Origin of the sequence: Paenibacillus sp. FSL R7-0313, assembly GCF_037969885.1 — a bacterium.
Lineage (GTDB): Bacteria > Bacillota > Bacilli > Paenibacillales > Paenibacillaceae > Paenibacillus.
In genome coordinates this window covers 5,478,744-5,492,759 of sequence record NZ_CP150219.1, presented here as the reverse complement: position 1 = coordinate 5,492,759, position 14,016 = coordinate 5,478,744, and the positions used below count along the sequence as shown (strand labels likewise).

The 14,016-nt window shown below is 45.8% G+C and carries 15 protein-coding genes; 14 read left to right on the top strand and 1 reads right to left on the bottom strand.

Features of this window, described 5'->3' with window-relative positions:
• Positions 1-21 precede the first annotated feature (21 nt).
• The 11 genes from NSQ38_RS23690 to NSQ38_RS23640 all read left to right on the top strand — a co-directional run bounded on the left by NSQ38_RS23690 (position 22) and on the right by NSQ38_RS23640 (position 10,720).
• Complete coding sequence (locus tag NSQ38_RS23690; RefSeq protein ID WP_339784337.1) at positions 22-1,026, top strand: helix-turn-helix domain-containing protein; 1,005 nt, start codon at positions 22-24, stop codon at positions 1,024-1,026.
• A 168-nt stretch (positions 1,027-1,194) separates the two neighbouring features.
• Positions 1,195-2,511 carry an ABC transporter substrate-binding protein gene (locus NSQ38_RS23685; protein ID WP_339784335.1) on the top strand — a complete coding sequence of 439 codons (1,317 nt, stop codon included), beginning with the start codon at positions 1,195-1,197 and terminating at the stop codon, positions 2,509-2,511.
• 266 nt (positions 2,512-2,777) lie between these two features.
• The gene (locus tag NSQ38_RS23680; protein ID WP_339784333.1) at positions 2,778-3,659 is read left to right on the top strand and encodes a sugar ABC transporter permease; all 882 of its coding nucleotides are present in this window, start codon (positions 2,778-2,780) and stop codon (positions 3,657-3,659) included.
• Positions 3,660-3,675: 16 nt separating this feature from the next.
• On the top strand, positions 3,676-4,572 hold the full coding sequence (locus NSQ38_RS23675; protein WP_339784331.1) for a carbohydrate ABC transporter permease: 897 nt from the start codon (positions 3,676-3,678) through the stop codon (positions 4,570-4,572).
• 128 nt (positions 4,573-4,700) lie between these two features.
• On the top strand, positions 4,701-5,180 hold the full coding sequence (locus NSQ38_RS23670) for a GyrI-like domain-containing protein (protein WP_339784329.1): 480 nt from the start codon (positions 4,701-4,703) through the stop codon (positions 5,178-5,180).
• A 105-nt stretch (positions 5,181-5,285) separates the two neighbouring features.
• Positions 5,286-5,834, top strand: a complete 549-nt coding sequence (locus NSQ38_RS23665) for a glutathione peroxidase (RefSeq protein ID WP_076216217.1) — start codon at positions 5,286-5,288, stop codon at positions 5,832-5,834.
• 80 nt (positions 5,835-5,914) lie between these two features.
• Positions 5,915-6,763: an AraC family transcriptional regulator gene (locus NSQ38_RS23660; RefSeq protein ID WP_339790680.1), complete on the top strand. Its 849-nt coding sequence runs from the start codon at positions 5,915-5,917 to the stop codon at positions 6,761-6,763.
• Positions 6,764-6,899: 136 nt separating this feature from the next.
• Complete coding sequence (locus NSQ38_RS23655) at positions 6,900-7,154, top strand: hypothetical protein (protein WP_133384427.1); 255 nt, start codon at positions 6,900-6,902, stop codon at positions 7,152-7,154.
• 147 nt (positions 7,155-7,301) lie between these two features.
• Complete coding sequence (locus NSQ38_RS23650; protein WP_036670536.1) at positions 7,302-7,901, top strand: nitroreductase family protein; 600 nt, start codon at positions 7,302-7,304, stop codon at positions 7,899-7,901.
• A gap of 154 nt (positions 7,902-8,055) precedes the next feature.
• Positions 8,056-9,627: an S-layer homology domain-containing protein gene (locus tag NSQ38_RS23645; protein ID WP_339784327.1), complete on the top strand. Its 1,572-nt coding sequence runs from the start codon at positions 8,056-8,058 to the stop codon at positions 9,625-9,627.
• 181 nt (positions 9,628-9,808) lie between these two features.
• The gene (locus NSQ38_RS23640; RefSeq protein WP_339784325.1) at positions 9,809-10,720 is read left to right on the top strand and encodes an NAD(P)/FAD-dependent oxidoreductase; all 912 of its coding nucleotides are present in this window, start codon (positions 9,809-9,811) and stop codon (positions 10,718-10,720) included.
• A 127-nt stretch (positions 10,721-10,847) separates the two neighbouring features.
• Here the strand turns inward: NSQ38_RS23640 and NSQ38_RS23635 are convergent, their stop codons facing one another.
• Positions 10,848-11,057 carry a hypothetical protein gene (locus NSQ38_RS23635; protein WP_339784323.1) on the bottom strand — a complete coding sequence of 70 codons (210 nt, stop codon included), beginning with the start codon at positions 11,055-11,057 and terminating at the stop codon, positions 10,848-10,850.
• A gap of 246 nt (positions 11,058-11,303) precedes the next feature.
• Between NSQ38_RS23635 and NSQ38_RS23630 the strand changes: the two genes are divergently transcribed.
• The 3 genes from NSQ38_RS23630 (at position 11,304) to cyoE (ending at position 13,892) form a co-directional block, all read left to right on the top strand.
• Complete coding sequence (locus NSQ38_RS23630) at positions 11,304-11,657, top strand: DUF3243 domain-containing protein (RefSeq protein WP_338594080.1); 354 nt, start codon at positions 11,304-11,306, stop codon at positions 11,655-11,657.
• 654 nt (positions 11,658-12,311) lie between these two features.
• Positions 12,312-12,878, top strand: a complete 567-nt coding sequence (locus tag NSQ38_RS23625) for a hypothetical protein (protein ID WP_036609022.1) — start codon at positions 12,312-12,314, stop codon at positions 12,876-12,878.
• Positions 12,879-13,034: 156 nt separating this feature from the next.
• Positions 13,035-13,892 carry a heme o synthase gene (gene cyoE, locus NSQ38_RS23620; protein WP_339784321.1) on the top strand — a complete coding sequence of 286 codons (858 nt, stop codon included), beginning with the start codon at positions 13,035-13,037 and terminating at the stop codon, positions 13,890-13,892.
• Positions 13,893-14,016: the final 124 nt, after the last annotated feature.

Genomic DNA, 14,016 nt, shown 5'->3' with positions numbered 1-14,016 from the left:
AAAACTCCGAAGAAGCAGATTTTGCTGAATTTTCGTTCCAAGCAAGGAAGTTTTCCGCAGGCGTGCCGGGGCACGTCAAGGGGAAGTGACGCAGCATGGGGCGAAAAGGCGGTAAAAGATGCACTTCGCGAGTTTTTGAGACATGTCCTACACGACTGGAGAGGGGAATCTGGCATGTGGAAGGTATTGCTTGTAGAAGATGAAGTATTTGTACGTGAGTCAGTACGAGAGATTATTTCCTGGGAAGAGCTGGGCTTCACGGTCATCGGAGAATCCGGTAACGGGACCGAAGCGCTGGCAATGATTATACAGGATACACCCGATCTGGTGCTGACCGATATTGTCATGCCAGGTATGGATGGTCTGGAATTACTCAAACAGACCCGTCAGGCCGGGTTAAAAACCAAATTTGTCATGCTCACCTGTATGGGGGAGTTCGAATATGTACGCCGTGCAATGGAATACGGGGCTTCCAATTATATTCTGAAGCTGTCGATGAGTGTAAATTCACTGCGTGATACTCTGCGTAAAGTAAGTGCGGAACTGGGAGCTTCGGCTGAAGCCCGGACAGAGACAGATCAACATGAAGTGCCGCCTTCCACACCGGTTCTCACATCAACGCCTGCTTTGCCTAATTCTCTTACGGTCTCTTCTGCGACCCCGTCTGATACGGATCTTCCATTTACACCTGTTCGTGAGCCGGTTGTGAAGCATCCGGAGATTAGCAAAATAATTGAGTACATCGGACAGCATTATGACCAGGACATTACCGTCAAATCCATGTCACGATATGTGATGATGGGCGAGAATTATGTGAGCGCTTTGTTCAAAAAGAAAACCGGCCATACCCTGATTCACTACTTGCATGGGGTACGGATGGAGAAAGCGGCTGAATATTTGCGCGAGACGGACCTTCCCGTACAGGAGATTGGTTACCGGGTAGGGTTCGGAAGTGATAATTATTTCATTAAAATATTCAAGCGTTGGACCGGTTGCACGCCCAGCCAGTATCGCCATCGCTCGTGACTCACAGGAGGAGTAGAAGGAATATGTGTACCGAGGGCTCAGGCAAGCAAGGATAAATCCGTATTTTTGTTCAATCCGAATCATGGATATGTATCTTATGAACCCAGCAAGGTCCCTGCTACGATGTAACGGAAGGTACACTTCAATTCAGGGAGGTCATGTGACCAGATGAGAATCAAAAAAGGATTAACGGGGTTAATCGTAGGTGCGCTGATGCTGGGCTTGCTTGCCGGCTGTGTTGGTAAAAATGAGACGAACGGTGGGGACAACGGAGGTGGAGCGGCCGCGGGAAAAGTGAAACTCACCATGTGGGGCGCGGTGCCGCCCGAGAATGGTCCACAGGAAGTGGTGGATACCTGGAATGCGGAGCATCCTGATATTCAGGTGGAATATGTGCGGTTTGTGAATGATGACGACGGCAACCTGAAGCTGGATACGGCGCTGTCCACCGGGCAGAACGTTGACTTATATGTCAATTACACTCTCACGAACCTCGATAAACGCATCAAGGGTGGGACAGCACTGGACCTGGGAGAGTTCACCGATTACAACATTGATGAGAAAATGGGTGAAGATGCGGCTTCCTGGAAAGTGGACGGCAAATATTACGGGATGCCAACCAAGAAAAACGCTGCCTTCTTCGCTTTAAATATGAAAGCGCTTGATCAGGCCGGACTGAGTGTACCGAAAGCCTGGACATGGGATGAAGCCAGTGAGTATGCACTCAAACTGAAGACGGCTGGCTTCAAGTACGGATTGGTTCAGCATACCGCTTCCTATGTAGACCCGCTCGATTCCGTTCTGGTGAAGAACGGCTATGTTAAGGCAGACGGTACTTCTAACCTCGATGATCCGCTTGTCACTAAATGGCTGGAGACGTTGAACGGAATGATGAAGGAGGATGCAACTACCCCTCCGCTCGGAGAGCAGCTGACTTCCAAAATGCCGGTGGAAAACATGTTCCTTGGCGGTGAGTCTGCCATGATTAATATCGGCGAATGGCTGATTCGCACATCAAACAATATGACCGAGTTCCCGCGGGATTGGAAAATCGCCTTTGCACCTGTACCGAGACTGGCTGCACAAGAAGCAGATATGGTGAAGAGTGGAGGACTTGGTGACTTTATCGCGATCAATTCCAAGTCGAAAAACAAAGAAGCCGCATGGGAGTTCCTGAAATGGTACGCCGATGGGGGAATGATGCCGATGGCTGCGGGTGGACGTTTGCCTTCCTCAAATGCGGTTGATCAACAGACTGCTATTGATCACCTGCTGGGCGATTATGCCGATTCTTATGATAAAGAGTCACTGGAATTTGTGTTGTATGGTGACGAGACACCTACGTTTGTCCGCAGCATTGCGCAGGAAGTGGTCGATCTGCGTGCACAGGAGTATGAAAAGTTCTTCCTTGGTAACCAGACTGCCGAAGTTACGGTACAGAACATGGTCAAACGCCATAATGACTGGCTGAAGCAGAATAAATAGAATGCAAAAGTAATGAGTCCAAAGGCCGTCCCCAATGGGACGGTTTTTTCTATATAAGCAATAGAACAATACAGCATTAGATGTATGGCATTAGCTAGGGCTTTCCGGACTAAAGGTAATAGAACAATTCCATGTTGTTTTCCTCCCGAAAGGCACTGCCGAAATACATATATCTGTGATATCAGGTACAGGGTTATGTTCCTTAAATGTTAGAGGACATCTTGTTATGCTTAATTCCAGAACAGATGTTAAGGAGTGGGGAGCATATGTATAAATCCTGGATGAAACGGCAGAGCAGGCTCGGGTATCTGTTTATTGGGCCCAATATGATTGGCGTGCTGTTGTTTTTTATTATACCGGCTGTCTATTCGTTCTATCTCATGTTCACTGATTACAAATTCATGAGCCCGGAGACAAATTTCGTCGGGCTGGACAATATCCGCCGGATGTTGAATGATGATCTGTTTGGCGTGGCGCTGCGAAATACATTTGTATTTCTGTTGGCGGTTCCGGTATCGATGGGGTTGGCTTTTATCGTGGCGGTGGCGCTGAACAAGTCTGTGTATTGGCAAAAAACGCTGCGTGCTCTCTATTTCATGCCCTACATCACCAGCGGTGTTGCCATCGCCTTTGTCTGGATGCTGCTGTTTCAGCCAACATCGGGGCCCATTAATGGCTTCTTGCGGGGAATCGGTATTACGAATCCACCCGGCTGGTTATCAACAACCGAATGGTCCATGTATGCGATTGATATCATCTGGATCTGGTTCATGCTGGGGTACAACATGATTATTTATCTGGCCGCTTTGCAGGAAATCCCGGAGGAGCTGGTTGAGGCGGCAAGGATAGATGGAGCCCGTCCCTGGCAGACCATTCGCCACGTGATTTGGCCACTTGTGAGCCCAACGACCTTTTTGCTGCTGATTACAGGACTGATTATGACGATCAAAAACTTTGGCATTATTCAGGCCATAACTCAGGGTGGGCCGGGTAACAGTACAACCGTGCTGTCGCTGTTTATCTACCAGAATGCCTTCCGCTACTACGAGATGGGATACGCTGCTGCCATTAGCTGGGCGCTCTTTGCCATCATCATGATCTTTACTGTATTGCAGTGGCTTGGTCAGAAACGTTGGGTTCACTACTAGGAGAGGAGGGATCGTTATGGAGAAATTAAATGCTGTGAACCTGAAACCCACAGTTCCACATTCACCTAAAGTGAAAGTCCGCAGGGAGTCCTTGACGCAAATTCGGAGAATCATATTGACACTTCTGATGTCCGGGTTTGCCCTGCTGATGATTATGCCGTTCATCTGGATGATCAGCACGTCGTTCAAATCTCCTGCGGACGTATTCACCTATCCCATCCAGTGGATACCCTCCAGCTTGAACTGGGAGCATCATATCAAGGTCTGGAGCGGAGTGGATACCTTTGCCACGTATTATCTGAACTCGTTGAAAATATCGCTAATTAGCACGATCGGAGCTGTATTTCTCTCGGCGTTTGCAGCCTATGGCTTTGCACGGATTCAATTCAAAGGTCGGGAGACTCTTTTCCTGATCTATCTCTCGATGATGATGGTGCCGCCGCAGGTGCTCTTTGTGCCCAAGTTCCTGATGTTTGAGTGGGTCGGCATATATAATACGCATTGGGCCTTGATCCTGCCTGGAATGTTCACGATCTTTGGGGTGTTTATGCTTCGGCAATTTTTCCTGTCGGTGCCTTCAGAGATCTCGGAAGCTGCGTTCATTGACGGTGCCGGTCACCTGCGTATATTCTTCAGGCTGATTCTGCCCTTGGCGAAGCCAGCGCTGGCTACACTGGCGATCATTGATTTCTCCTGGCATTGGAATGACTATGAGAATGCGCTTGTGTTCCTGATCGACAAAGACCTGTACACCGTGCCGCTCGGACTACAGAACTTTATTCTGGAGAACAATGTGGATTACAACGGCATGATGGCCGCTGCCACGGCAGGTATTATTCCGATGATCATCGTGTTCCTGGTGGGACAGCATTATATTATCCAGGGCGTGGCCGGAAGTGCCGTGAAGGGCTGAAGCTGCTGTCACTGTGATCCCATATCATAACCCTTTTGCTGAACGAAGAGATTTTCGCGGCAGAAGGGTTTTCTGTTAAAAGGGAGAATTAATCCATGATCTGAGTTTATCTATTGGAGGCGATTCTCATGGAAGTGAAAGTCATCACATTGCCTGCTTTTCACGTTGTAGGATATTCAATCGAAGCGACCGTTGAAGAGTTCGAATCAGGGCTGGGCAAAAGCCATTTTCATAAGCTTGTTGAGAGAAATAAGGAAATTCAACATCGAAAAAATGACAACGTCATATTGATGCAGATGTATCCGATACATGAGGATTTTAACGCAAAGGTTGATAAGTTCACACATCTAATAGGATATGAAGTAACTAGTTTGGATAACATCCCATCAGAGATGATAAGTCATGACGTGCCTGACAGCCAGTATGTAACGTGCACGCATCGAGGAATTGAGTCAGAGATTGGTGATACATACGATTATATATATGGACAGTGGTTTGGTGAGACGGGACATGAACCGAAAGATTATGATTTTGAAATTTGGGATGAGCGTTACCAACCCGAAAGTCCCAACAATGAGATTGATATATATGTAGCTTTGCAATCGTAAATCTCGGCAATCTTTCCCCAATACAATAGTTCAAACTTCGTATATAATTAACAATGACATATGATGCTGTATGACTACATAACTATCGCGAGGTGCACTAGACTTATGCCAACCATCTACGACTTTACCGTAACCAGAACCAGTGGGGAGCGTTTCCCACTCTATCAATATGAAGGAAAACCTGTGCTCATCGTAAACACGGCAAGTAAATGTAAATATACGCACCAGTTTGATGACATGCAGAAGCTGTATGACCAGTACAAGGATCAAGGGCTTCAGATTATTGGTTTCCCGTGTAACCAGTTTGCAGAGCAAGAGCCTGGAAGCAGTTCGGAAGCGGAATCGTTCTGCCAGATTAACTATGGTGTGAAATTTCCGATGTTCTCCAAACTGGATGTGAATGGAGAAGCGGCACACCCGCTCTACGACTTTTTGAAAAGATCAGGGCCTTTTGCTGGCTTTGATGAAACAGATATACAGGCCAAATTATTGAAATTAATGGTGGCTGAGAAGGCACCAGAATGGTTACACGGCGATGCAATCAAATGGAATTTCACGAAATTCCTGATTGATGCAGAGGGGCGTGTGGTCAGACGCTTCGAACCTATCGACTCCATCGACGAGATTCAAGAGAGTATTAAACAGCTTCTATAATTTCACTTTCATATATCCTACAGGGGCATGACACAAATCGTTTCCCTCTTCCGAACAGGAGGTGCATGAATGTGCCGAGCATGATGCAATTTAGTGCTTCACTGGAGTATAGTTACCGTTCCACCAGCACGTTTGACCCGGGCAAGTCAGATGGATTCCATTCCCATCCACATTATGAGATTTATTATTTTCATGATGGAGAATGTACCTATATCATAGGAGACCGGGTATATAACCTGGAGCCGGGTGATCTGGTGTTGATGCATGGCTTGACTCTTCATCGACCACATCCGAAACCAGGCAGTGCTTATGAGCGAAGCACACTGCATTTTGATCCGTCTGCCATTCGCAGCAGCCTGCATCCGGACCGTATGGTTGAGGTCTTGAGGCCATTTGAAGAACTAAGAAATTGCCGGGTCAATCTGATGGGTGATAGCCGTTCTGAATTCGAAGCTCTATTGCATGATCTTCATCGTCTGTCTCAAAGTCAGAGCAATTTCAGGCAGGAGCGAATGAATGTCAGACTGTGTGATCTGTTGTATTTTGTAGCAGAGATCTGCCAGGGCGATGTCGAAGAACAACTTCCCTCATCGGAGAGGGAGCGGCATGTCCAGCATATTATTCGTTATGTGGATACCCATTATATGAAGGACATTGGTCTGGATGATTTGGCACTGGAATTACATCTATCCAAGCCATATCTGGCAGGCATGTTTAAGGAAATGACAGGTTTGACAATATTCAAATACCTGTATGACCGTCGCATCAATCAGGCGAAGCTTTTGTTTCAGTTCCAACCAGAGATTACTGTGACAGAAGCAAGTCGATTGTCCGGTTTCAAACGCCTTTCGCATTTTAGTCGGATGTTCAAACAAAGTGTGGGATGTTCGCCTGATCTGTACCGTACCCAATTGCATCGCCAATCCTAGAAGCCCTCTGTGAGCTGACCAGCTTGTCTGGTCGGCTTTTTTTGTTGATTTTCGTTTGAGGAATGCATACCACTGTGTTTAGAGGACACGCAGAACAGGTAAAGAAAGGTAATGAACCCAGAGGAGGCGAATATGAATGAAACAGCGCACACCGGATCAAAATAACAGCGATACCCATCAGGAACAATCCCATGACAATCCTGAACAATATAAGACAGAGCACGAAAGTCTGCTTGACCGACATGAAGAAGAACAGACTGTAGATCCAATTCCAATGGAAGATCTGAATATGGAAGCTCAGGAAGAGAAGAATAAAGATCAGACAAAAAGTAACTCGTCTACGGAAGAGAAATACCGGGCGGATTATCGCAAAAAGACGGGCGAAGGATAATTCCAATTGCTGTTGTGGGCAAACTTGTTGAAATGTTTTCGGTGAATGTATATTTAGTGAAAATAAATTAGTTTGTTGACTAATGTATGTTACTATATTATAGTTACTATGTTGGCAATTGAAAAAAAATTTGGGAGGCGAATAAGAATGACAACTTTTTTTGATGCGTTGAAAAACAGAAGATCTTATTATGGAATCAGCAAGGAATCTACAATTTCGGATGCTAAAATCCAGGAAATCGTAGAAGAAGCGGTGAAATATACACCAACTTCCTTTAACTCACAAACATCCCGTGCCGTTGTATTGCTCGGTGAACAACATGATAAATTGTGGAATCACACAGAAGAAATTTTGCGTGAAGTGGTAGGCAATGAAGAAGCTTTCAAATCCACAGCAGAAAAAATGACTGGATTCCGCAGCGGATATGGTACGGTTCTCTTCTTCGAAGATAACAATGCGATCGCACAGCTTCAACAAAATTTTGCAGCTTATGCAGATAACTTCCCAATCTGGGCTAACCAATCCAACGGTATGTTGCAACTGGTAATCTGGACTGCTCTGGAACAAGAAGGTCTGGGTGCATCTTTGCAGCACTACAATCCGTTGATTGACGAGAAAGTGAAGCAAGAATGGAACATCCCTGAGAACTGGAGATTGATCGCTCAGATGCCATTTGGTAAACCAACGGCAGCACCGGGTGAGAAAGAATTCCAACCCATTGAAGAGCGCGTAAAAGTACACAAGTAAGCTTCGCATTTCCCAACATTTAACCACATACGGCCTCGCTTCAATTTGATACGATGATAGTTGATCGTAATCCAATGAAGCGAGGCTTTTTAATGTGAACAATAGATTAAAAGACATAACGAACCAACGGATATGGAAAATTGCTTTATGCGGAATGTTAGCACTTGGATCGGTGGCTGGATACAGCAATACCATTCAAGCTGCAACCGTACAGCAACAATTTCAGGATACGCGTACGAGTTATGCGAAGGATGCCATTACACATCTGGAGGACAAAGGCATTGCTGCAGGTACGTCAGAGACTACCTTTGAACCGAAGAAGGCCGTTACTCGTGCAGAATTTGCGACGTTTGCGGTGAGATTGCTAGGTTTGAAGCCCGTTAAAAATAATATAAATCCCTATCAGGATATAAGCATGAATGCTTGGTATTACGGCAACGTTGCTGCCATGACGAATCTTTTTATTCTGGAGGGTAAGGGTCAGGGAACGTTCCAGCCTAATGCTTCCATTACACGTGAAGAAGCGGCTGCCCTTCTTGTGCGAATGTTGAAACAACAACCCGTAGAGACCGCACTCTTATCTTCAACGTATTTCGACGCAGCGGATATCTCGGACTGGGCACGTCCCTATGTGCAGACGGTATACCAGCTTGGACTGATGCGGGGAAGTGGAGGCGTGTTCCGACCGCATGACCAGGTAACGCGAGAAGAAGCAGCCGTAATGCTCGATGCCATTTTACAAAAGAAAACATGGTCTGAGCAGTTACAACGTGGGGATGAACTTGGCGTTCAGTTGGGCTGGCAATACAACTCCACTACAGCTGAATTCAAGAAGCAAGTGGAACAGTCTGAAGTGAATACGCTTGTCCCGCGCTGGTTTTTCCTGAACAGCAGTATGAAAGTAACAGATCACGCGGACCCTGCATTGATCTCTTGGGCATCCGCCACAGACAGGCAGTTATGGCCATTACTTGGGAATCGTTCCGATTCGGCACTTACCCATCAGATGTTATCAAGCTCAGCCAACCGAGCGGCAGTGATCTCACAGGTAGCCGCTTATGTCAAAACCTATAAACTGGACGGCATTAATGTGGACTTCGAGAATGTTGATCCTGCGGATCGTGAAGGGTTAACGACATTTGTGACCTCTTTGACGGCTACGTTGCACGCACTCGGTGCTGTGGTGTCCGTGGACGTTTCGCCAGACCTGGGTACTGATTGGACGGATGCATTTGATTATGCCAAACTGGGCGCTGTATCGGATTATATGGTGCTGATGGGATACGAGGAACACTGGAACGGTGATCCGACAGCAGGATCAGTGGCGTCTCTTCCATGGGTGGAAAAGGCACTGGATACCATGCTCTCCGAGGTGGTACGTGCCAAAACTATATTGGCCCTTCCGCTATATACACGGGACTGGTCTTCAGTGAATCCGGCAACCAGCTCTTGGGACATTACACTGTCAGAACAGGGAACGCGTGCGCATACCACGGGATCTGTAAGACGGTGGGATGCAAGTCTGGTTCAATATATTATTGGGTACAACAGTAACGGTATGCCAAGATATATATGGGCAGAGGATAGTCGTTCTTTATCGGCCAAAGTGTTGATGAGTGAGCAGCGGCAGATTGCCGGACTGGCTTACTGGTATATGGGCGGCGAAACAGCTGATGTATGGAACGCCATTTCGAATGCTTCGCGATTTGAATCGTATAACTTCTAAACATTCATGAATCTTATAGACTCAAGCGGACCGGGATACAGCCGGATGGTTTGGGTCTGTTTGTTTTGGTATAAGATAAGCAATATGAGGAATCGTTTAAGCTTGGCTGAACGGTTTAATGTATATAAGGACAAACTGTTTAATTAAATTAGATAAATGGAAGTTCAGGAGGAGAAGGAGCATGCGAGAGGTTGATTGCATAATTGTAGGTGGAGGGCTCGCAGGGCTTCAGGCAGCCATTCAGCTTGGACGTTATTCAGCTCATCAGGTGTTGGTAATCGACGCGGGAGAAGGCAGATCGACGTTGTGCAGGACTTATCATAATATCCTCGGTTTCCCCGATGGGGTATCCGGTGAAGAGCTCAGAGCCCGAGGCAGGATGCAGGCAGAGCGGACGGGTGTATCTTTTGAGAAAGACCGTATTGTTAAAGCGGGCCGTCATGGAGAGAAGATTCAATTGTTCGGTACTTCAGACGCTGAATATAGGAGTAAAACCGTGTTATTGGCAACAGGGCTTTCAGATAGAGTGCCAGATATTCCAGGACTAACCCCAACGCTGGGCCGAACAGTCTATGTCTGCCCTGATTGCGATGGTTATGAGATTCAGGATCAACGTACGGTACTATTGGGATCTGGCGAAGCAGGTGCCAATATGGCGATGATTTTAATTCAGCGTACGAATGATCTGTTATATATCAATCATGAGCAGGCCCCCATATCTGCAGAGCTTCATCGCAGCATGAAAGAGGCGGGCGTTCGTTATCTGGAAGCGGCTGTTCAGGAAGTACAACAGATTGAGGATGGCCATATCACCGGTGTTCTGACCGAAGATGGACAGATTTTTGAGTCTGAGCGTGGGTTTATCGCATTTGGAGGCAATCGTGTCCACTATGAACTGGCGGAGCAACTGGGAGCTGTAATCGCAGATAATAAACATGTGGAAGCTGATCCACGTAGCTTGCAGGCAGCGAATAATGTATGGATAGCCGGGGATCTGGGACTGCACGCAGAACAAGCAACCGTTGCGATGGGTGAAGGTTCCATTGCCGCGATCTGGATTCATAAGGCGTTACAGCAGATGACCAAGGATTAACGTTGAATTTCACCTCCAGATATGAGTTTGATTATTCAATCGTTCATTACCAAAAAGTCCTCCCAAGCCATGCATGTGGCAGGAGGACTTTTTGAGTTGTCTTTTGCTAGGGAGAAAAGGATTACACTTATTTGTCTGATGAATCCTGTGACTTGGAAGAGGACGTCTTGTCCTTCGATTCATGGGAGAAATCTTTGCGAATGTTGTCCACGATATCGCCAACCACGCCTTCGATCATATCGGTTGGTCCGGGATTATTTTTGTCTGGATGGATAACGGTATTCACTCCTGGTTCAAGTTCATCGTTTGTCTTTTCATGTTTGGTTTTATCACGCATGGGAAATCCCTCCTGGTTCGATATTGTATAAGGTGTTCATTAACATATCCAAACACCGTTACGTATATGTAAACGATTAACCGCTGTAGTTCTTTTGAAACGCGTACTTGTTCATATATAGAAGATATATACAGAATTGAACGTACTGATTAAACTTCTGCAATACGTTTATATTATAGATAACCAATGAGTATTAAGTTTAAAGCTTAAAACCAATAAACAACTATTATACAGGAGGTTATTCAGATGAATGAACAAAATCATGTAATCCATAAAGATGGCCAAGTTTCAACTGACAAGGTGGACAATGCAATCGAGAAGATTGCGCCGGAAGAAAGAGAACAGATTTTACAGAACTTTGATGCGTTCAAAGAATACCTGGGTAAGCGAATTGCGATGGGTGAATCGATCGGACTAAGTGAGGAGCAGATGGCTAAAATTGCCGAGAAAGTAGCGGATCATCTGGCAGCTCGGGAGGAACCCCGTAATCGTGAAGAAAAACTGCTGCAGGAGCTGTGGAATGTCGGCAAGGAAGAGGAACGTCACATGTTGGCTCACATGCTCGTTCGATTGGCACAAAGCTCCACACCAAATCATTAAGATCAACATCTATGCGTAAGCATAAGAAATATTTTGAGCAGGTCTTCAAACCTGTCAAATACCCTGCATAAGCCGGAGTGTAACTCTGAACGTGTCTGGAGCAGGGCATAGAGCGGGGCGCTAACGAACCTGTAACGTCTTATTCAGGGGTTTGAAAGCCCCGCAGCAATCTAAGGAATCTGACACACGCTATATTGGTATAAACAGCCGTTGCTAGCGTGTTTTCAGGGAATTCTGGAAAATAACGTGTCTCATGTTCCTTACAAAATAAAAGGTGCGCCAGAAGGCCAAATAAGACTTCCTCGGTTCCTTAGTTGTATGGATCAACCGTCAGGACTAGGCAGCTTGGACTTCAAGATGTTTGGGACACAGACATCCTTCAACGTATCACTTGCCTGAGTTTAAAAGACACACCCTAGTAAATAACCTCTGAATGGCGATGCCTTCAGGGGTTATTGCCGTTTACGGAGACTACAGACAGGAGTGATGACGCACATTGTAACTATTTTTAATCTGGCTGATACTTTTATAATCCCTGTTCGAAGTATGATAGGAAAAGAAAGAACGTTGGAATCGATAGTTCACATGAGCGTTTGAGAAGCAAGACTTCCGGTTAAGGAATAGTAACGTTCATATTAAGGAGAGATGTTACCTATGAAGAACGCGACAAAACAATGGAAACTAGGAATGATCGGTGCAGTTGTTGCTTTACTTGGTATGATTGTGCTGACTACATATTTACTTACCCCTGCGAATGCTCAAGGTAGTACGGACGCTCAACAACCTTCTGCGAAAGAAGCTCAAGTTGCAAACTCCGAGATGTTTACAGCCTATGTTGAAGGTATGCATATAGAAGACGGCAAATTGTTTATGACAGTGGACAAGATTGGCTGGTATCAGGGTGAAGAAGCCGATGCGATTTTTGCACAGCGCAATCCGGAAGCTGGTATAGATGGTGCTCCAGATGGTTACTATATTGTCAACGATAGCAAAGAGCAGGAACAAGTTGAGGTTAGTGCCAATGCTGAAGTGTTGATGCAGTTGTATGATCGGGATGGTACGATGCAGGGCGCAGACATTCAGTGGAATGAACCTGTGACATTATCCAAGTTCGAATCATTGTATGAGAATACCCGTATTCTTGATCTGTCCGTATTCCCGTATCATCTGACGGTGCAGGACGGAAAAGTTACTAAAATTGTGCAACAATACATCCCATAAAATAAGATGAAATTCATCATTCAAGCATTCCTCCTGTTCATTGAACGGTGAGGGATGCTTTTTGGTTATGACAAATTCATGAAAGCGATTGTAATTAATGGTAGGTACATGTATCATTATTGGAATGGCGTTTTTACATAGTTCAGGAGGAGCCTCATGCTTAAAGACATGATTGCATTAACTAAGCCCGGACTTCTAAGGTTAAATGTGTTTGCGGTGGCGGTAGGATTCTGGGTAGCTTCAAAATGGGATATCAACTGGTTATCTCTTCTCATGGTCGTGATTGGATCAACCTTGGTTATTGCTTCAGCTTGTGTAATCAACAATTATTGGGATCGTGAATTGGACCAAAAGATGGAGCGCACCAAAAAAAGGATGGATTACATTAACCATCTGAAGCCAGGGTTTGTACTTGGCTATGGCATTATCCTTGGTGTTGTGGGACTAGCAGTACTGTATCTACTGGTGAATCCGTTATCAGGCTGGATGGCACTGCTTGGATGGTTCGCTTACATCATGATTTACACGATGTGGTTGAAACGCAGTTCAACGTGGAGCACGTCGCTCGGTGGAATTGCAGGAGCGATGCCGCCTGTCATCGGTTATACGGCTGTAACCAATGAGATTGATGCAGGTGCCTGGTTGCTGTTTGCACTATTATTCTTGTGGCAACCACCACACTTCTGGTCATTGGGTATTCGCCGGGTAGAGGAGTATCGTGCTGCTGGCTTCCCGTTGTTGCCAGTGGTTAAAGGGGTGAAACGCACCAAGTTTCAGATGATTCCTTATGTTTTTCTGCTGCTTCCTGCTGTATTTCTGTTGTATTATTACGACTACGTTGGTCTGGTATTTCTGATTGTATCTCTGGTCGGTGGACTGATCTGGTTCGTGCATACACTTAGCGGACTGAAGACACAGGATGATGAGAAGTGGGCAAAAGTAAACTTTCTGATCTCGGTTAATTATCTCATGCTCGTATTTATTGTCATGGTAGCGAATACGACATGGTCTTAATTAAGTGATGAACAGATCATTTTCAGAGAGATTTCACCTTAAGCTAGCTGGCTGCATTGAATGAAAAAGCACACGATGGAATAGCGTTTGGACAACCTTGAGTTGTTACAACATATTCTTCAGT